We start from the raw sequence: 18,341 nt of genomic DNA, 5'->3' as shown, positions 1-18,341 counted from the left end.
TTGGTTAAAAACGCATCAATGTGGGAGCAGGCTTGCTCGCGAATGGGCCCTATCATTCAACATTTACGTCGTCTGACACACCGTCTTCGCGAGCAAGCCCGCTCCCACATGGTTTCGTGCCTGAGCATCAGGCTCGTTTCATTTGAGATTACTGCGCCTGATAGATCTGGTCGAACACGCCTCCGTCGTTGAAGAATTTCGGCTGCGCGGTTTTCCAGCCGCCGAAGTCCTTGTCGATGGTCACCAGCTCCAGTTTAGGGAACTGCTGGGCGTACTTGGCCGCCACGTCCTTGTCTCGCGGGCGGTAGAAGTTCTTCGCCGCGATTTCCTGGCCGGCCGGGCTGTACAGGTGCTTGAGGTAGGCTTCGGCGATCTGCTCGTTGCCCTTCTTCTCGGCGTTCTTGTCGACCACGGCCACCGGTGGTTCGGCGAGGATCGACAGCGACGGCACGACGATATCGAACTTGTCCTTGCCACCGTCTTCTTTCAGCGCCAGGAAGGCTTCGTTTTCCCAGGCCAGCAACACGTCACCCTGACCGTTGTTGACGAAAGTGATGGTCGAGCCACGGGCGCCGGTGTCCAGAACAGGAACGTGCTTGAACAGGGTCTGTACGTATTCCTTGGCTTTGGCTTCGTTGCCGCCGTTGGCTTTCAGGCCGTAGGCCCACGCGGCGAGGAAGTTCCAGCGCGCACCGCCGGAGGTTTTCGGGTTCGGGGTGATCACCGAGACGTCGTTCTTGATCAGATCGCCCCAGTCCTTGATGCCTTTCGGGTTGCCCTTGCGCACCAGGAACACGATAGTCGAAGTGTACGGGGTGCTGGCGTCCGGCAGACGCTTCTGCCAGTCAGCCGGCAGGGTCTTGCCGAGCTTGGCGATTTCGTCAATGTCGCCGGCCAGCGCCAGGGTCACGACATCGGCGCGCAGACCATCGATCACCGCACGGCCCTGCTTGCCCGAACCGCCGTGGGATTGCTGGATTTTCACGGTGTCGCCGGCGTGCTCCGACTGCCAGTACTTCACGAATTCGGCGTTGTAATCCTGATACAGCTCGCGAGTCGGGTCGTACGACACGTTGAGCAGTTCATAATCCTTGGCAACCGCGGAACCGGCAAACACGGCACTGGCCAGGGCGGCCAAAGCGTAACGGCGAATCGACGACATGGTGAAAGCTCCTGGAATTCTGGGTGGTGGCTTTTTCTTATGGATTGCGAAAATCGGGTTGCCAGTAAAGATCACCGCCTGCGCCCACTCTTGCATTGATCCCCGGCAAGAGCGGGCGCAGGCTGGAATCTTTTTGGATTCAGCTCGGTTTGTTGCCCGGTTGCTGCAGACGGAATTTCTCTTTGCGTTCGATCTGGACCACTTGCGCGTTGTGCACAGTAATTTCCACCGCACCGAAACGCAGGTCGCGCAAGGCGCTCTGGATTTCACGCAGAATGGTGGTTTCGTCCTGACCGTCAACGCTACGCAGGGATGCGCTCATGGTGCTGCTCCTTTGTATGGGATATGCCTGGCAGTGGGCGGCACTGCGTTCGGCGTGGGAGCAATATAAGAGAGGCGCGGATATTCTTAAAAAGACTATTTAAGAATGTTTATATAACTGGAAAACATTATGTGATGCAGCAAGGGTTTGCGGCGGATTTACCCTTTCGCAAGTCCGCCGGTCCCGCCGCTCAACCGATTGCCGGGGCTCTGCTCCAGTCAATCAACGTCTCGGGCACAGGCCGCCCGAACCAGTAGCCCTGCCCCAGATCGCAAGCCTGCTCAAGCAGGAACGCCGCCTGCTCGGCCTGCTCGATGCCCTCGGCATGCACCTGCATGCCCATGCTGCGGGCCAGGGCGATGATCACCCGGACAATCGCTGCATCGTCTTCGTCCCAAGGGAGGCCGGCGACGAATCCCTGGTCGATCTTGAGCTTCTGCACCGGCAGGCGCTTGAGCCGCAACAGCGACGAGTAACCGGTGCCAAAATCATCGATGGCCAGACGAATCCCCAGCTCGCGCAGACGATGCATCTGTTCCAGCGCCACTTCCGGATCGTCCATCACCGCGCTTTCGGTGACTTCCAGTTCCAGATAGGCCGGATCCAGACCGGTGTCGTGCAGCACCTGCGCCACCTGCTCATACAACTCACGGCGGGCAAACAGTCGTGACGAAACATTCACCGCAACAAACGACAGCACCACACCGGCCTGCTGCCATTGGCACATCTGCCGGCAGGCCTGCTGCATGACCCAGGCGTCGATTTCCGAGATCAGCCCGGTGCGCTCGGCAATCGGGATGAACTCCGCCGGCGACACCAGGCCCCGCTGCGGATGCTCCCAGCGCACCAGCGCCTCGACGCCGATCAGGCGACTGGTTTTCAGGTCGTGCACCGGTTGGTAGTAGACCCGCAGCTCCTGCTGCTCCAGCGCGCGGCGCAATTCGAAGGCGATTTCGACCCGCTGCTGGGCGTGGGCCGTGAGTTCTTCGGTGTACAGCGCGTAGCCATTGCGACCACTGCTCTTGGCCTTGAACAGCGCCGCATCGGCGTTGCGCAGCAGTTGTTCGGCGCTCAAGGCATCGCTGGGGAAGAGACTGATGCCGAGGCTGGCGTTGATGAACAATTCGTGGCTGTCGAGGCAGAACGGCTCCTTGAGTGCATCGAGAATACGTTGGGCCAGCGCCGCCGCCTGCGCCGGCTGTGGACAACTTTCCATCAACACCGCGAACTCGTCGCCACCCAGGCGCGCCAGCGTGATGCCCGGTCCGAACAACGCCTGCAAACGCACAGCAACCGCCTTGAGCAAACGGTCGCCGATGTTGTGGCCGAGGCTGTCGTTGATCAGCTTGAAGTGATCGAGGTCGATCATCAGCAGCGCGCAGCCGCGCTTGTGGGTCTGCGCCGAAGCCAGTGCCTGCTCGGCGCGGTCGCTGAACAGCAGGCGGTTTGGCAAGTCGGTCAACGGATCATGGTGGGCCAGATGCTTGAGTTCGTGCTCGGAGTCCTTGATCGCGCTGATGTCGGAAAATACCGCGACGTAATGACTGAGGCGACCGTCATCGTCGCGTATCACCCGGATGGTTTGCCACTGTGGATAAATTTCTCCGCTCTTGCGCCGGTTCCAGATCTCGCCGCTCCATTCATCCTGCGCCTGCAACGTGGCGAACATCGCCTGATAGAAGCCTGGTGGATGGTGGCCGGACTTGAACAGGCTGGGCTGCCGACCGAGCACTTCGTCGTGCTGATAACCGGTGATCTCCATGAACGCGCGATTGACGTGCACGATCAGCCCTTGTCGGTCCGTGACCAGCACGCCTTCACGTGTGCAATCGAACACCGCGGCGGCCTGGCGCAGACGTTCGCGATCGGCCTGACGCTCGCGCAACCGGGCACCGATGCCCAGGCATTCGAACAGACGCGCCCGGGCGAGGAAGATCAGCCCGGCACTGAGCGCCGCAAAGACGTAACCGTTGATCAGTTGCCAACGCAACGGGTCAGCGGAGCTATCGAAGAAACTGTTCAATAAATAGCCAGTACCTTGCAGCCAGACAACGGCAAGAACCAGGTAAAGCAGCGCTGCACGCAAGGCATCGCGGTATGTGGCAGACATTCGGCCGTCCATGTCCCTACAAAAAATGCCGGGATTATAGGTCAAGAAACATCCAGCCATCTCTTATCTGAAAGGGCGACTGGTTTTATCTGTGTGCTTGGTGATAATGCAACGGCTGTTTTTTCTCTATCGAGGGCCCTATAGCCTATGTGGTACGAAGGTTTTCTTGGCTTGTCGGCCTGGTCGCTGGTCGCCGTGACCCTGCTGATGACCCACGTGACGATTGTTGCCGTCACGGTCTACTTGCACCGCTACTCGGCTCATCGCTCTCTGGAGCTGAATGCCGGGCTGAAGCATTTCTTCCGATTCTGGCTGTGGCTGACCACGGCGCAGAACACCCGCGAGTGGACGGCCATCCACCGCAAGCACCACGCCAAATGCGAAACCGAAGATGACCCGCACAGTCCGGTCGTCAAAGGCCTGTCCACGGTACTGCGCAAAGGGGCCGAGCTGTACCGCGAAGAAGCGCAGAACCCCGAGACCCTGCGCATCTATGGGAAGAACTGCCCGGAAGACTGGATCGAGCGCAACCTCTACAGCCGCTATCGCCTGCTTGGCATCGCAATCATGGCGGTCATCGACCTGCTGCTGTTCGGCACCATCGGCATCACCATCTGGGCGATCCAGATGATGTGGATCCCGGTCTGGGCCGCCGGCGTGGTCAACGGTCTCGGTCACGCCGTCGGCTACCGCAACTTCGAATGCCGCGATGCCGCGACCAATCTGGTGCCGTGGGGCATCCTGATCGGCGGCGAGGAGCTGCACAACAACCACCACACCTACCCCAACTCGGCCAAGCTGTCGGTCAAGAAGTGGGAGTTCGACCTCGGCTGGGCCTGGATCAAGGTCTTCTGCTTCCTGCGTCTGGCCAAGGTGCAGCGGGTCGCACCGATCGCCCACCGCGTCGAAGGCAAGGGCAGCCTGGACATGGACACCGCCATGGCGATCCTCAACAACCGTTTCCAGATCATGGCCCAGTACCGCAAGCTGGTGATCGGGCCGCTGGTCAAGCAGGAGCTGGCCAAGGTCGATCATTCGGTACGCCACCAGTTCCATCGCGCCAAGCGTCTGCTCTCCCGTGAAACCAGCCTGCTCGAGGATCGCCATCACGCGCGCATCCAGAACATGCTCGAACACAGCCAGGCGCTGAAGGTCATTTACGAAAAACGCCTGGCCCTGCAGCAGATCTGGGTCAAGACCAGCGCAAATGGCCACGACATGCTCGCGGCCATCAAGGAATGGGTCCACGAGGCCGAGGTCAGTGGCATCCAGTCCCTGCGTGAATTCGCCGATCAGTTGAAAACCTACTCGCTTCGCCCTGCCTGATGCCGTTGATCGGTGCGCCCGGCTCCCGGGCGCACCCTTCGGAACTTCACCCGCGATCCCCTATCTCAAAGACACTTCGCCACCCCCGGCGGGCTGTCCCGTGGCCGTTGTCGACTTCCCGGCACGCCCTTTGAGATCCGTGTCGATGGTCAACAACAATCAAAAAGACTCATCCCTTCCCCAGTGGCCAGAGGCCGCACAGACCCTGATGGCATTGATGCACGCTCAGGGCGAAGTGGCGCGCCTGAGCGAACGCGAACAGCTGTTCAGCTCGCTGCTGGTCAGTGTCAACGCCGTGCTTTGGGCCTTCAATTGGGAAACCCGTCAGGTGCTGTACGTCAGCCCCGCCTATGAGCGGATTTTCGGCCGCTCCGCAGCCCTGCTGCTCGCCGACTACAACCAGTGGCGCGACAGCATCTACCCCGATGACCTCGAATATGCTGAACGCAGCCTCGCCGAAGTGCTGCACAAAGGCGCCGTGGAAGACCGCGAATATCGGATCATCGACGCCGACGGTCAGGTGCGCTGGATCAGCGACAAGTGCTTCATCAACCGCCAGGAAGAACCAGGACAACCGGTGATCATCGTCGGCATCGCCGAAGACATCACCGACAAGAAACAGATGGAAACCGAGCTGCAACGGCTGGCCACTACCGACGTGCTGACCCAGAGCAGCAATCGTCGACACTTCTTCGAATGCGCCCACCGGGAATTTGAACAAGCGCGTCTGCAAGGCGCGCAAATGGCGTTCCTGCTGCTGGACATCGATGACTTCAAAGTGATCAACGACACTTACGGCCACCCGGAAGGTGACAACGTGCTGCAACGGATCGCCGAATGCGGGCGAGCATCCTTGCGTCGGGGGGACCTGTTCGGACGGATTGGCGGTGAGGAGTTTGCTGCGGTTTTCCCGGGCTGTGCGCCGGACATGGCGATGCAGGTGGCCGAACGGCTGCAACGGGAAATTCAGCGGCTGAGCTTCAATCACGGTGAACAGACGTTCGGCATTACCATCAGCCAGGGCCTGACCAGTCTCACCCCGGATGACGAAAGCCTCGACACCCTGTTCGCCCGCGCAGACACGGCGATGTACGAGGCCAAACGGCAGGGCAAGAACCGGATCATTTGCGCCTGACTCCAGACCGGATGCGCAATCAAGCCGCTATTTGCGCATCCGCATCAGCTCCGGCAAGCCGATCTTGAGCAACCGCGCCGTACGGCTCTTCGCCAGTTCCTCGACGCCCTCGTGCTCGGTCAGCCGGGCCATCTGCGCCGCCATGTTCATTACCAGCGCCTCGCGGGAATACACCCCGCCACCGAGCTGGTAGGCCGAGGCAATCAGCTCACGCAGCTCCAGCGGCAGGCGCCAGCGGGTGCGTAGCGCCGAGCCATACGCCGCACCGAACTCCGCCAGCGCATCGCCGACCTCCTCCAGCTCATCCAGCTCGCCGCCGGCCTGCTTCCACTCCTGCAGACAACGCAGCAGCGCCAGATCGCCGAGACGATGGAGCATCCCGGCGCAGTAGCAGCGCTCCTGATCCAGATCGAGCAGACGCGCCAGCGTGCGAGCGTACTCGGCGGTGTGCAGCGACAGGCCCCAATAACGCTCGGCGTAATCGGCGAGGCACGGGTCGCTGAGTCGGGCGCTGCGCTTGAGTGCAAGGCCAAGGATCAAGTTCATGCTTTGCCCGGTACCCAGACGATGCAACGCCTGCGCCAGGGTTTGCACCGGCGCGCCATGGTGCTGGGCAGCGCTGTTGGCGGCGGCGATCAACACAGCGGTGATTTGCGGATCGGTGCGAATTTCCTCCTCCAGCAGCTTCAGATCCAGCCCGTTGGGGTTGAGGCTGCGCTTGACCGCCACTTGCACGTCGGTCATCAACGGCGCGCCGTCGGCCTGCTCGCGGCGACGTTCGAGGAATACCGAGAGGGTCATGCCCGGCGCCAGCGCCGGCACTTCGCAGAACACTTCTTCGCCGGCGTTCAGCAGCAGTCCCTGTAAACGCTCGGTCAGACTTTCCATGTTAAGGGGTTTGGCCAGGTAGGCGGTCGGCGCCAGCGGCAAGGCTTCGCGCACGCTGGCGCTGTCGTTGCGACTGCTCATCAGAATGAACGGCAGCGGCGGATTGCGTTTGCGCTGGCGAACGCTGCGCAACACGCTCAAGCCATCGACGCCGGGCAACTCCCAATCGACGATCGCCAGGTCATAGGGCACTTCGCTGAGCAGCGTCATTGCCTCCTTGCCATCGGCGCACAGGTCCAGCCGCGCATCGCAGCGCACATTCAGCAACACTTGTTTGAGCAGGTCACGAGACCAGGGGTCGGCCTCGGCAATCAGCACTCGGGGTACAGCGGGTAAATCGACGGCCGTCATGCGCGCCCTCCCTTGCAATGCTTGAACCTTAGCCAATGCTGACGTTTCGGTACAACCTGAAAACCGCACAAGTGTTTCCCGGGCATGAAAAAACCCGCCGAAGCGGGTTTTTTGTCGATCCGATTACACGGTGCTACGGCTTACAGCTCCGAGAAGCACTCTTCGATGATCGCCAGACCTTTGTCCAGTTGCTCGTCCGGCGCCGTCAGCGGAACCAGAACGCGCAGAACGTTGCCGTAGGTGCCGCAGGACAGCAGGATCAGACCCTTGTCACGCGCCTTGGCCACCACCGATGCCACTGCCGCAGCGTTCGGCTTGTGGCTGTCGCCGTTTTCGAACAGCTCGACCGCGATCATCGCGCCCAGGGCACGCACTTCACCGATCACTGCCGGGTATTTGGCCTGGATGGCCTTCAGGCCGGTGACCAGACGCTCGCCGACAGCCTTGCAGCGGTCCAGCAGTTTTTCTTCTTCGAACACTTCCATCACGGCCAGGGCCGCGGCGCAAGCAATCGGGCTACCGGCATAGGTACCGCCCAGGCCACCCGGGGCGATGGCATCCATGTATTCGGCCTTGCCGCAGACACCGGCCAGCGGGAAGCCGCCAGCGATGGATTTGGCGAAGGTGGTCAGGTCGGCGGCAACGCCCATCTGTTCCATGGCAAAGAAGGTGCCGGTACGGCCAGCGCCGGTCTGCACTTCGTCAGCGATCAGCAGGATGCCGTGCTGGTCGCACAGGGCGCGCAGACGCTTCATGAATTCTTTCGGCGCAACGTAGAAACCACCTTCACCCTGTACAGGCTCGATGATGATCGCGGCGATGTCTTTCGGCTCGGCGTCGTTCTTGAAGATGCGCTCGATGGAAGCGATCGAGTCGTCGATGCTCACGCCGTGCAGTTCGTTCGGGTACAGCGCGCGGAAGATGCCGCCTGGCATCAAGCCCATGCCGGCCGAGTAAGGCACGACTTTACCGGTCAGGCCCAGGGTCATCATGGTGCGACCGTGATAAGCGCCGGTGAAGGCGATCACGCCAGCGCGGCCAGTGGCTGCACGAGCAATTTTCACGGCGTTTTCAACGGCTTCGGAACCGGTGGTCACCAGCAGGGTTTTCTTGGCGAAGTCGCCCGGTACGCGAGCGTTGATTTTCTCGCACAGCTCAACGTACGGCTCATAAGCCAGAACCTGGAAGCAGGTGTGAGTCAGTTTGTTCAACTGTTCGGTCACGGCGGCGATGACTTTCGGGTGCACGTGGCCGGTGTTCAGTACAGCGATACCGCCAGCGAAGTCGATGAACTCGCGACCTTCAACGTCGGTCACGGTCGCGTTCTTCGCGGACTCGGCGAAAATCGGGTGAATCTGGCCAACACCACGTGGAACAGCTGCGGTACGACGGGCCATCAGTTCAGCGTTAGTCTTGCTCATTACAGTCCTCATTCGCCGCTCATCGGGCGGCGTGGTTCAAGGATAAAGCGGGAGGAATCGGCGGTGGCAGCATGCGATGATCGACTGCCACGGCGTTCCCGGCCGCAGAGAAAATTCCGGTTTGAAACGACGCAAAGGGACAGCGCTCTCGTGCCCTTTGCGTTTACAGCGATCTTCTACCGAGGCTTAGATGCCCAGGCAGAGGTATTTGATTTCCAGGTAATCTTCGATGCCGTACTTGGAGCCTTCACGGCCCAGGCCCGAGGCCTTGATCCCGCCGAACGGTGCGACTTCGTTGGAGATCAGCCCGGTGTTGACGCCGACCATGCCGTATTCCAGCGCTTCAGCCACACGGAACACACGGCCCAGGTCGCGAGCGTAGAAGTAGGAAGCCAGGCCGAATTCGGTGTCGTTCGACATCGCGATCACTTCGGCCTCGTCTTTGAAGCGGAACAGCGGCGCCAGCGGACCGAAGGTTTCTTCCTTGGCCACAGCCGCGTCTTTCGGCACGTTGGTCAGGATGGTCGGCTCGAAGAAGTTGCCTTCCATCGGCTTGCCGCCGGCCAGCACGGTGGCACCTTTGGCCACGGCGTCAGCGATATGCTCTTGCACCTTGGCCACAGCTTTCTCGTCGATCAGCGGACCCGTGGTGGTGCCCTCTTCCAGACCGTTGCCGATCTTCAGTTTGGCGACGGCCGCTTTCAGCTTCTCGGCGAACGCGTCGTAGACCGAATCCTGAATGTACAGACGGTTGGCGCAGACGCAGGTCTGGCCGTTGTTGCGGTACTTGGAAATGATCGCGCCTTCGACGGCCTTATCCAGGTCCGCATCGTCGAACACGATGAATGGCGCGTTGCCGCCCAGTTCCAGGGAAACTTTCTTGATGTCCTTGGCGCATTCCGACATCAGCTGACGGCCGATTTCGGTCGAACCGGTGAAGGACAGTTTGCGCACGATCGGGTTGCTGGTCAGTTCGCTGCCGATGTCGCCGGCGCTGCCGGACACCACGCTGAACACACCTTTGGGGATGCCGGCGCGCTGGGCCAGTTCGGCCAGGGCGAAAGCGGAGAACGGGGTTTGCGAAGCCGGCTTGAGCACCATGGTGCAACCGGCGGCCAGGGCCGGACCCGCTTTACGGGTGATCATCGCCGCCGGGAAGTTCCACGGGGTGATGGCGGCGGTCACGCCGATCGGTTGCTTGATCACGATCAGGCGCTTGTCAGGCTGGTGGCCGGGAATCACGTCGCCGTAAATGCGTTTGGCTTCTTCGGCGAACCACTCGATGAACGAAGCGGCGTAAACGATTTCGCCCTTGGCTTCGGCCAGTGGTTTGCCTTGCTCGAGGGTCATCAGGCGAGCGAGGTCGTCCTGGTGCTCGATCATCAGCTCGAACCAGCGACGCAGTTTGCCTGCACGCTCCTTGGCGGTCAGTGCGCGCCAGGCCGGCAGCGCTTTGTCAGCGGCTTCAATCGCGCGGCGGGTTTCGGCAGCGCCCATCTTCGGCACGGTGCCCAGAATCTCGCCGGTGGCCGGGTTGTTGACCTTGATCGTCTGACCGCTGTCCGCGTCGACCCAAGCGCCATCGATAAAGGCTTGCTGGCGGAACAACTGGGTGTCTTTAAGCTGCATGTCGGCTTTCCTTAACAGCACCGCGGCCAGCGCGGAGCAAAATTATGATTGTAGAAAGGCGCCTCGCAAGGCTGCCGTCAGGGAAATCATTCACCGGGCTCAAGCACCTGAATAGTGCACGGTTGCAAACACGTGCGGCTCGGCACCCGATCAAAGAGCGTTTGAAATCTCAAACGGATCCTAGGATCAAAGGGGTTAAAGGACAATAGTTCGTTCGAAAAAAAGAACAAAAACGCCGTAATTGCTGAACATTTCGGATCAACGTACAAACAGCCCCGATCGCAGGGAAACCATAGAACAGCCTCTCCAAAGCGCCAAGCGAGCCTTTTGCAGGACGTTACAGCTTTATGGAATGCAGGGTTTTCCAACCGACACTTGCACTGACAAACCACGCCAAAACCCGGCATGGACGCCCCGAGCCGACCTAGGTATGATGTCGCCCGCTGCACCAGTAGCTCAGCTGGATAGAGTACTGCCCTCCGAAGGCAGGGGTCGTGGGTTCGAATCCCGCCTGGTGCGCCATGAACAGAAACGAAAAAGCCTCAGGCCGAAAGGTCTGAGGCTTTTTTGTGGATGCTGGTTGGCGAATCACTCCGTCGTCCAGTCAAACTCGTCGTATTCTTCATCGTCTTCATCGTCTTCTTCGTCCTCGATCCACTCATCATCAAGAACGTCCTCCTGCAGATCCTCTTCTGCCTGCTTCGCCAGAAGAAACTCCTTACGACTCTCGGTCACGGCTCGCCGCAGTTCCTCACCCTTCACCGGGCAGTTGAGCATTTGGGCGATGCGGTCGATTTTTTGGGCCACGGCATCCTCCAGCGCATCGGCAATGCCCCGATAGTGCGCGTTTTTGCGGGGCAATGCCAAATGGCTGGGTCATCAATCGGTCACTTCTGGCGAATTTGTTCGAGTCGGATGTCGAGGTTCACGTCCGGGTAGCGTTTGTGCAGGTTATTGAACAGGGCGTCGGCCGCTTGCGATTGACCGGATTCGCGCAGACGCAGGACTTCGCGCAGTTGCTCGTCAAGGCCATTGGCCGGGGCGGCAGCGCGTTTGCTGGCTTTGGCTTCGTCTGCCCTGTCGGCGCTGATCGACTCACTTTGCATCGGCGCGGCCATTTCCGTCATCGGAGCAGGTTCAGGTGCAGGTGCGGACAGCGCGCCCGTTGGGGCTGACAATGTCCGGGACTCGATAGCCTCCTTGCGGGCCAGCGGTGCGGCTGGTTTGGCAGCAGGGGCGAAATCGTAATGGGCCACAGGTTCCGGGGCACGCTGTACCAGCGACAGCACCAGCGCGATGCCCACCAGACTGGCGAAGGCCACCTGGTAACGCGGTGTCTGGCAGGCCTTGAGCCAGCGCTGCCACGGGCTGGATTTCGCTGCAGAGGCCTGGCGATGGGCGGCGCCAAGAATCAGCGCGTCGAGATTTCCCGGCGGCTCGCCGTTCTGTTGCTCGCGGTAATGCTTGAGCAGTTGCTCTTCGGGTGTCTGGCGGGCGTCCGTCATGTCAGTACCTCCTCGGCCAGCAGCCGACGCAGTTTTTGCTGGGCGTAGCGCAAGCGGCTCTTGACGGTTTCCAGCGGTGTTTCGGTGAGGCTGGCGATTTGTGCCAGATCGAGGTCGCCGTGGGCGCGCAGCAGGAACACTTCGCGCTGGTCGGCAGGCAGGGTTTGCAGGGCGCTGTCCAGGCGCTGATTGTCGCGGCTGAGGCTGAGCAGTTGTTCGGGGTCGCTCGCCTCATCGCTGACCGCATGAGTCTGCTCGTCGTAGCTGTCATGCAACGGCTGATGGGCGCCGTGCTTGCGCCAGTGGTCGATCAGGCGATTGCGGGCAATCTGGAACAACCAGGTACGAAAAGTCGCCCGGCCTTGTGGCTGACTGCTGCTGCGGATCAGGCTCAGCCAGGTTTCCTGATACACCTCTTCGGCCAGCTCCGGCTTGCCGCTCAACCCGAGCAGAAACCGGTACAGGCCCTGGCGATGACGGGCATACAGGATTTCGAACGCCTTGCCCTCGCCCTCGCGATATCGGGCCAGCAGCGATTCGTCGCTGCTGGCCTCAAGGCTGTCTGCGCTGGCAAACAGCTGGCTGATGAACCCCTTCAGGCGACTCACTATTCAATCCGTCGCTCGGTCGGCAACGCATTGAATGCGGTCGAAGTCCGCAGACTTTGCGCCAGTTCCACCAGTTGCACGAATTCGTTGCGCAGGCCGAAACGGTCATCGCCACGGGCACCTCGGGCCAGGGCTTCGGTGTCCTTCAAGCTGAAATCGCCGGTGTAGCGACCGTCCTTGAATTGCTGGGAGAACGCCGCGACGGCGGCAGCAAAACGCAGGTCTTCGCAGGCGGGCGCAACCTGACTGGCAATCGGCCGCTCGATCAGCAGACTTTTCCCACCTTCCGGCTTTTGGTATCGCACACGCAACATCGCCAATTCTCCGTTCTTCCCGGAAACAGCCGGCTCCGACTTACCGTAGCGCAGCGGCTCCAGCCAGCCCTCCTCGCCTGCGGGGACAATTTCATACAGCGCCGTCACCGTGTGCCCTGCACCGATTTCACCGGCATCGACCTTGTCATTGCTGAAATCCTCACGCTTGAGCGCGCGATTTTCGTAGCCAAGCAGCCGGTATTCGCTGACCTGCGCCGGGTTGAATTCCACCTGCAATTTGACGTTTTTCGCCACCACGGCAAGGGTCGAACCCAACTGATCCACCAACACCTTGCGCGCCTCGCGCAGGTTGTCGATGTAGGCGTAGTTGCCATCACCGGCATCCGCCAGTTGCTCCATCAAGTGTTCATTGTAGTTATCCACACCGAAACCCAGGGTGGTCAGGGAAATACCGGTCTTGCGTTTATCCACAGCCATCTGCTTGAGACTGTCGAAGTCGCTGACACCGACGTTGAAGTCGCCGTCGGTGGCCAGCAGGATGCGGTTGATACCTTTGGGGATGAACGCCTGTTGCGCCATCTGGTAGGCCAGTTCGATGCCGGAAGCACCTGCGGTCGAACCTCCTGCGGTCAACTGCTCGATGGCGGTGCGAATTTTCGCCTTTTCCCGCCCGGAAGTCGGCTCCAGCACCACCCGCGATTCACCGGCATAGACCACCAGCGACACGCGATCCTGCTCGCGCAATTGATCGACCAGCAGTTTCAAAGTGCTTTTGACCAGCGGCAGCCCTTCACGGCGATCCATCGAACCGGACACGTCCACCAGAAACACCAGGTTGGCCGGCGCCAGCTCCACCACCGAGCGGTCAGATGCCTTGATGCCGATGCGCAGCAAACGGGTGTGCGGATTCCACGGGGTGGCCGCCAGTTCCGTGGTCACGCCAAAAGGCGAGCCGTCGGCGGGCAGCGCGTAGTCGTAGGGAAAATAATTGACCATCTCCTCCAGCCGCACCGCGCCCTCCGGCGGCAGGCGTCCCTGATTGAGCAGACGGCGAACGTTGGCGTAGGCGCCGGTATCCACATCGGCACTGAAGGTCGAGACGGGTGTTTCGGCAACGCTGTGGATCGGGTTATCAGCCAGGTGGGCATACTGTTCGTGCTGCTCGGCGCGATAGCCTTGTGGATAACTTTCCCCGGCCGGCATCGGAGCAAAACTGGCCATCGGCGCCGCAAGCACGCTGCGTTTGGCCATCGCGCGATCGGCCACGACCGCTTCGTGCTGTACCGCAGGGCTGGATTCGGGCTGTGCCGGTGGCGGTACGGCGACCGATTCCGGACCGGAGGAAACACCGCAACCGGCGACGGCCAACAGCACACCGGCAGCCAAGGGTCGCAGAAGCGTCGAAGGAAGGAACATGGGGGCTGACCTCGAGGAAGAATTGATCATTCAACCTCTGAGACGGGCAGCCCTTTCAGTTCGGGTTAAACGCCGCCGAATATTTTTCAGCGGTGATAACGCCGTACCGCACTGCTGTTGCGCAGCACATGGCCTTTGATCTTTTCCAGCAACTGGGCGCGGGTCAGACCGGCCGGCAAGGCGTGGGGGGCAAGGTCCAGGGCGTAGATCTGGATGATGTAGTGGTGGGCACTGTCGCCGGTCGGCGGGCAGGGGCCGACATAGGTGGTCGTGCCTTTGCTGTTGGTACCGCCCAGCCCTTCGAAGGTCGGCCTGGTGCCGCTGCCGGCCGGGATCTGCCGGGTTGTGGCCTTGATGCCGTAGTGAACCCAGTGATCGACGCCCATGCCTTTCTGGCCGTCCGGATCGTGCATCACGATGGCATAGCTCTGGGTCGCGGCGGGGCCGGCGTTCCAGCTCAGCGCCGGGGACAGGTTCTTGCCGCCGCAACCGGCGGCATCGCTGGCCGCCGCTGCGGTGAACAGACGATTGTCCGAAACACCGGGAATGCTGAGAGTGAAGCGCTCCTGGGCCTGCGCCGGGAACTGCACGCAAAGGGCGACGGCAACGGCCGCCAGCCAAGGGTTGAGAGAGGTCAATCGGGTCATCCGGGAGCACCTTGTGCAGTTGGGCCTTCGTCGGCCTGCAAACTATAGCCGTACCGTTCGTGCCGTGGCAGTGGGAAATGGATGAACCTCGCGATCCGGGCCAAACTCGTATGAGAAACACCCCATGGAGCACGACCATGTCCCTGCACCGTGTCGCCCGTTTCGCCGATGTTGCGCAAGACCGTGGCCTTGAAGTACAGATCGGCGACTGCAAGATTGTCCTGCTGAGCGTCGCCGGCCAGTTGCGCGCCTTTCAGGGCGAATGCCCACATGCCGGGGCGCCGCTGGCGGAAGGCGCCTTGTGTCATGGGCGACTGATCTGTCCCTGGCACAAGGCTGCCTTTCGCGCAGAGGACGGCGCCCTGTGCGAGCCACCGGCCCTGGACAGCCTCAAGCGGTATCCGTTGGAACTGCGTGGTGATGAAGTCTGGGTTGATGATCAACCACTGCCGGATGCCCATGTCCCCGGGCTGGACGATCAGCGAAGCTTTGTCATTGTCGGTTCCGGCGCTGCAGGAACGGCGTGCGCCGTCGCTCTGCGGGAGAAAGGCTTTGGCGGACAGATCGTGATGATCGACCGCGAACCGGACGCCGGCTACGACCGCACGGTATTGAGCAAATTTGTCCTGTCGGGAGAGACACCGCCACAGCAAATCCCGCCCTTGCGCGATGATGACTTCTACCGCGAACAACACGTCAATCGCGTGTCTGGCACAGTCATCGCGCTCGATGCCCAGACCTGCACCCTGCATCTTGCCGATGGCCGGACGCTGAACTACAGCGCCGCCGTACTCGCTACCGGAGCGACGCCCAATGCTCTGGAGCTGCCCGGTGCCGACCTGCCGCAGGTGTTTGTCCTGCGTTCCAGGGCCCACGCCGAACAGATCATGAAAATTGCACGGCCGGGACAGCGTGCCGTCATCATCGGTGACAGTTTCATCGCCCTCGAATGTGCTTCGGCGCTGCGCCAGCACGGTCTCGACGTCACGGTGCTGGCGCGCCACGCCATTCCCTTCGTGGCACAGTTCGGTGAAGCCGTGGGCAAGGCAATCCGCGCCCTCCACGAAGAGAACGGGGTGAAATTCATCGTCGATCACCCAGCCAGGGAGATCACCGGTGACGGCAAGGTCGAGGCGGTGCTACTCGATAATGGCCTGCGTCTTTCGGCGGATCTGGTGCTGGCGGGAATTGGTGTGCGCCCGGCAACCGAGGCGTTCGCATCATTGCCACTGGAGAATGACCAATCGATTCGAGTCGATGCCGGTATGGGCGTCACCGACAACCTGTGGGCCATCGGCGATATCGCCACGTTCCCGTTGAACGGCCAGCCGCGGCGCATCGAGCACTGGCGCCTGGCCCAGCAACACGCGCGGATCGCCGCCGCCAACATGCTCGGCGCCGACGAGCATTACCTCGACGTGCCGTATTTCTGGACCTGGCACTTTGGCCGCAACTACGACTATCTCGGCCAAGCCGGGCAGTGGGACGCCATCGAATTCATGGGCGACCCCGAACAGCCGCCCTTCATCGGACTCTTCGGCGCCAACGGCCTGGTGGTGGCTGCGGTGGCGTGCGAGCAGGAGCGCGCAATGGCGTTGCTGGCCGAACGCATGAAACAGCCGCTGCCCATGGAAGAGGCATGGCGGCTGATTCGCGCGGTCAGTTGAGCCGGTTCGATGGCTCGCGGTTATCGTCGTCCTCGGCGTGCAGAAAGATCACCCGTGGGTGCTCCAGTGGAGCCAGCGGTGGCGGCAGTTCGGCTGGCTCCACCGGCCACAGGTGCGGCACCACGTGGCTGACGTCACCGTCCTGATTGTTGTGGATGGTGATGACGCCAGGGCTGCGCAGCTTCTGCAGGCGGTCATCGCACAGCTTGAAGCTTTTGCTCAGACCGTCATCGTCGACCACCGGGGCAGCCAGCCGGCGCTGGGCGAAACTGCGGCTTTTGCGTTGTTGATAGCGGGCCCAGGAAATCAGGATGATGGCGTTGACCAGCGCCACCCATAGATAGATCTGCAAGGTGCCAAGGGCTTCGAACGCCGAATGATCGATGCGCGGGCCACCGGCATGGGTTTCGATCAGCGGCCACAGCCCGCGCACCAGCAGATACAGCAGGCCGACCCAGGCCAGCACGGTGAGGATCACATCGATCACCACCAGAAATGGCCGCTGGCGGGTCCGGATGATTTTCATTTGATGATCTCCTCTTCGTCGTCGCCCGCCGGTTTGATGCCCCGGTCCGGGCTGACCCAGCGCGCACGCTTCTGATGCTGGCCGAACAGCACCTTCGGAAAGCTGACCAGCGTGGTCAGCAGACTGATGAACCAGAACACCAACGGATACCAGACCACCCAGAACATGGTTCTGCCCAGACCCGGCTCGTAGCGTCGGTCGATCACGATACTGACCGCGAACTGCACCAGGCAGACGAAGGCCAGCAACAGCCCGGTAAATGCCGGTGGCATCAGGTGGTCCACCGCAATCGCTTCGGGCATGACCACGAACTTGCCGACGCCCCAGAAGATGACCGACAACAGGAAGGTGAATGCCCAACCGGTCGACAGGCAGTATTCGAACAGCAGTGGCCACAGGTAACGGTGACGGTACTGCCAGATCCCGCGAATATTCTTGAACAGCACCTCGGCGCCGCCCTGGGCCCAGCGCAGGCGCTGCTTCCACAGACCGCGCAGGGTTTCCGGCATCAGGATCCAGCACAGGGCGCGGGGCTCGTAGAAGATGCTCCAGTGGTCCAGTTGCAGCTTCCAGCTGATGTCGATGTCTTCGGTGATCATGTCCGGGCTCCAGTAGCCGACCCGGTTCAGCGCCGTACGGCGGAACGCGACGATCACACCCGACACGGTGAAGATCCGCCCGAACACCCGCTGGGTGCGTTTGATCAGCCCGATGATCGACGAAAACTCGCCCACCTGAACCCGCCCGACCAGGGTCGAACGGGTGCGGATCCGCGGGTTGCCGGTCACCGCGCCCAGTCGTGCGTTGTCGAGCATCGGTGCCACGAGATAAGCGGCAGTGTTCGGCGCCAGCAACGCATCACCGTCGATGCACACCAGATATTCGCTGCGCGCCGCGATGGCGCCCATGCGCAGTGCCACGGCCTTGCCCTGGTTTTCCGCCAGGTGCAGCACGCGCAGCCGTGGATCTTCCTTGGCCAGCGCATCCAGCACTTGCGCGGTGTTGTCCTTGGAACCGTCGTTGATCGCGATGACTTCGATGTTCGGGTAATGCTGCGCCAGCGCCGCGTGAATGGTGTCGGCCGCGTTGTCGCCCTCGTTGTAGCAAGGGATCAGGATCGAAATCAGCGGTTCGCCTTCCAGCGGTGGCGGCAGGGTGTCGTCTTTCCAAGGCCAGTGCCGTTCCCAGTGCAGCCAGAAGTACAGGCCACCGGAAATCCACAACCCGGACATGAACAGCGGGTAGAAGAACACGAAGTCCATCAGGAATTGCCCGGTGACCAGGAAGATCAGCCCCAGCGGTACGCCGAGGACAATCGCCAGAACCAGCAGGGCCAGCAGTCTATCCAGCATG

Annotated in this window: 16 protein-coding genes and 1 tRNA gene; 4 read left to right on the top strand and 13 right to left on the bottom strand. The window is 61.4% G+C overall.

What is annotated here, in order from left to right:
* Positions 1-148 precede the first annotated feature (148 nt).
* The 3 genes from C6Y56_RS00945 to dibA all read right to left on the bottom strand — a co-directional run bounded on the left by C6Y56_RS00945 (position 149) and on the right by dibA (position 3,594).
* Positions 149-1,162: a sulfate ABC transporter substrate-binding protein gene (locus C6Y56_RS00945; RefSeq protein WP_011331904.1), complete on the bottom strand. Its 1,014-nt coding sequence runs from the start codon at positions 1,160-1,162 to the stop codon at positions 149-151.
* Between the two features lie 139 nt (positions 1,163-1,301).
* Positions 1,302-1,484: a sulfur starvation response protein OscA gene (oscA, locus tag C6Y56_RS00940; protein ID WP_003220508.1), complete on the bottom strand. Its 183-nt coding sequence runs from the start codon at positions 1,482-1,484 to the stop codon at positions 1,302-1,304.
* 190 nt (positions 1,485-1,674) lie between these two features.
* A complete protein-coding gene (dibA, locus tag C6Y56_RS00935; RefSeq protein ID WP_169428350.1) occupies positions 1,675-3,594 on the bottom strand; it encodes a phosphodiesterase DibA in 1,920 nt (639 codons plus the stop codon).
* A gap of 147 nt (positions 3,595-3,741) precedes the next feature.
* Between dibA and desA the strand changes: the two genes are divergently transcribed.
* Positions 3,742-4,920: a delta-9 fatty acid desaturase DesA gene (desA, locus tag C6Y56_RS00930; RefSeq protein WP_169428349.1), complete on the top strand. Its 1,179-nt coding sequence runs from the start codon at positions 3,742-3,744 to the stop codon at positions 4,918-4,920.
* A 145-nt stretch (positions 4,921-5,065) separates the two neighbouring features.
* Positions 5,066-6,055, top strand: a complete 990-nt coding sequence (locus C6Y56_RS00925) for a GGDEF domain-containing protein (RefSeq protein ID WP_169428348.1) — start codon at positions 5,066-5,068, stop codon at positions 6,053-6,055.
* A gap of 27 nt (positions 6,056-6,082) precedes the next feature.
* Here C6Y56_RS00925 and C6Y56_RS00920 read toward each other — a convergent pair whose 3' ends face one another.
* The 3 genes from C6Y56_RS00920 to gabD form a co-directional block, all read right to left on the bottom strand.
* A complete protein-coding gene (locus tag C6Y56_RS00920; protein ID WP_169428347.1) occupies positions 6,083-7,294 on the bottom strand; it encodes a response regulator in 1,212 nt (403 codons plus the stop codon).
* Positions 7,295-7,434: 140 nt separating this feature from the next.
* A complete protein-coding gene (gene gabT, locus C6Y56_RS00915) occupies positions 7,435-8,715 on the bottom strand; it encodes a 4-aminobutyrate--2-oxoglutarate transaminase (protein ID WP_169428346.1) in 1,281 nt (426 codons plus the stop codon).
* Between the two features lie 186 nt (positions 8,716-8,901).
* The gene (gene gabD, locus C6Y56_RS00910; RefSeq protein ID WP_169428345.1) at positions 8,902-10,344 is read right to left on the bottom strand and encodes an NADP-dependent succinate-semialdehyde dehydrogenase; all 1,443 of its coding nucleotides are present in this window, start codon (positions 10,342-10,344) and stop codon (positions 8,902-8,904) included.
* Positions 10,345-10,789: 445 nt separating this feature from the next.
* On the opposite strand from gabD, the gene C6Y56_RS00905 reads away from it, so the two are divergent.
* Positions 10,790-10,866: transfer RNA gene (locus tag C6Y56_RS00905), tRNA-Arg, on the top strand.
* Positions 10,867-10,932: 66 nt separating this feature from the next.
* Here C6Y56_RS00905 and C6Y56_RS00900 read toward each other — a convergent pair.
* The 5 genes from C6Y56_RS00900 to C6Y56_RS00880 form a co-directional block, all read right to left on the bottom strand.
* Complete coding sequence (locus tag C6Y56_RS00900; protein WP_249314362.1) at positions 10,933-11,211, bottom strand: hypothetical protein; 279 nt, start codon at positions 11,209-11,211, stop codon at positions 10,933-10,935.
* A 20-nt stretch (positions 11,212-11,231) separates the two neighbouring features.
* Positions 11,232-11,849, bottom strand: coding sequence for a hypothetical protein (locus C6Y56_RS00895; RefSeq protein WP_169428344.1), 618 nt, complete (start codon positions 11,847-11,849; stop codon positions 11,232-11,234).
* The gene (locus C6Y56_RS00890; protein ID WP_243433433.1) at positions 11,846-12,427 is read right to left on the bottom strand and encodes an RNA polymerase sigma factor; all 582 of its coding nucleotides are present in this window, start codon (positions 12,425-12,427) and stop codon (positions 11,846-11,848) included. Before C6Y56_RS00890 ends, C6Y56_RS00895 begins: the two co-directional genes overlap by 4 nt.
* 29 nt (positions 12,428-12,456) lie before the next feature.
* On the bottom strand, positions 12,457-14,148 hold the full coding sequence (locus tag C6Y56_RS00885) for a vWA domain-containing protein (protein ID WP_169428342.1): 1,692 nt from the start codon (positions 14,146-14,148) through the stop codon (positions 12,457-12,459).
* An 86-nt stretch (positions 14,149-14,234) separates the two neighbouring features.
* A complete protein-coding gene (locus C6Y56_RS00880) occupies positions 14,235-14,795 on the bottom strand; it encodes a YbhB/YbcL family Raf kinase inhibitor-like protein (protein ID WP_169428341.1) in 561 nt (186 codons plus the stop codon).
* A gap of 137 nt (positions 14,796-14,932) precedes the next feature.
* Between C6Y56_RS00880 and C6Y56_RS00875 the strand changes: the two genes are divergently transcribed.
* Entirely contained in the window at positions 14,933-16,462 is a 1,530-nt protein-coding gene (locus C6Y56_RS00875) for an FAD-dependent oxidoreductase (protein WP_169428340.1), read from the top strand.
* Here C6Y56_RS00875 and pgaD read toward each other — a convergent pair.
* The gene (pgaD, locus tag C6Y56_RS00870; RefSeq protein WP_169428339.1) at positions 16,455-16,988 is read right to left on the bottom strand and encodes a poly-beta-1,6-N-acetyl-D-glucosamine biosynthesis protein PgaD; all 534 of its coding nucleotides are present in this window, start codon (positions 16,986-16,988) and stop codon (positions 16,455-16,457) included. The genes C6Y56_RS00875 and pgaD overlap by 8 nt on opposite strands.
* Positions 16,985-18,340 (bottom strand): poly-beta-1,6-N-acetyl-D-glucosamine synthase, encoded by a 1,356-nt coding sequence (pgaC, locus tag C6Y56_RS00865; RefSeq protein ID WP_169428338.1) that lies wholly within the window; start codon positions 18,338-18,340, stop codon positions 16,985-16,987. Before pgaC ends, pgaD begins: the two co-directional genes overlap by 4 nt.
* Between the last annotated feature and the right edge of the window lies 1 nt (position 18,341).

Source organism: Pseudomonas fluorescens (assembly GCF_012974785.1).
GTDB classification, from domain to species: Bacteria; Pseudomonadota; Gammaproteobacteria; order Pseudomonadales; family Pseudomonadaceae; genus Aquipseudomonas; species Aquipseudomonas fluorescens_BT.
This window is presented reverse-complemented; position numbering and strand designations above follow the sequence as displayed.

What these genes read in the sequence shown, in the direction of transcription:
- C6Y56_RS00885 (WP_169428342.1), bottom strand. Translation starts at nt 14,148, where the DNA reads ATGTTCCTTCCTTCGACGCTTCTGCGACCCTTGGCTGCCGGTGTGCTG.
- C6Y56_RS00880 (WP_169428341.1), bottom strand. Translation starts at nt 14,795, where the DNA reads ATGACCCGATTGACCTCTCTCAACCCTTGGCTGGCGGCCGTTGCCGTC.
- C6Y56_RS00920 (WP_169428347.1), bottom strand. Translation starts at nt 7,294, where the DNA reads ATGACGGCCGTCGATTTACCCGCTGTACCCCGAGTGCTGATTGCCGAG.
- C6Y56_RS00895 (WP_169428344.1), bottom strand. Translation starts at nt 11,849, where the DNA reads ATGACGGACGCCCGCCAGACACCCGAAGAGCAACTGCTCAAGCATTAC.
- dibA (WP_169428350.1), bottom strand. Translation starts at nt 3,594, where the DNA reads ATGTCTGCCACATACCGCGATGCCTTGCGTGCAGCGCTGCTTTACCTG.
- pgaC (WP_169428338.1), bottom strand. Translation starts at nt 18,340, where the DNA reads ATGCTGGATAGACTGCTGGCCCTGCTGGTTCTGGCGATTGTCCTCGGC.
- C6Y56_RS00945 (WP_011331904.1), bottom strand. Translation starts at nt 1,162, where the DNA reads ATGTCGTCGATTCGCCGTTACGCTTTGGCCGCCCTGGCCAGTGCCGTG.
- C6Y56_RS00925 (WP_169428348.1), top strand. Translation starts at nt 5,066, where the DNA reads ATGGTCAACAACAATCAAAAAGACTCATCCCTTCCCCAGTGGCCAGAG.
- C6Y56_RS00875 (WP_169428340.1), top strand. Translation starts at nt 14,933, where the DNA reads ATGTCCCTGCACCGTGTCGCCCGTTTCGCCGATGTTGCGCAAGACCGT.
- pgaD (WP_169428339.1), bottom strand. Translation starts at nt 16,988, where the DNA reads ATGAAAATCATCCGGACCCGCCAGCGGCCATTTCTGGTGGTGATCGAT.
- oscA (WP_003220508.1), bottom strand. Translation starts at nt 1,484, where the DNA reads ATGAGCGCATCCCTGCGTAGCGTTGACGGTCAGGACGAAACCACCATT.
- gabD (WP_169428345.1), bottom strand. Translation starts at nt 10,344, where the DNA reads ATGCAGCTTAAAGACACCCAGTTGTTCCGCCAGCAAGCCTTTATCGAT.
- gabT (WP_169428346.1), bottom strand. Translation starts at nt 8,715, where the DNA reads ATGAGCAAGACTAACGCTGAACTGATGGCCCGTCGTACCGCAGCTGTT.
- desA (WP_169428349.1), top strand. Translation starts at nt 3,742, where the DNA reads ATGTGGTACGAAGGTTTTCTTGGCTTGTCGGCCTGGTCGCTGGTCGCC.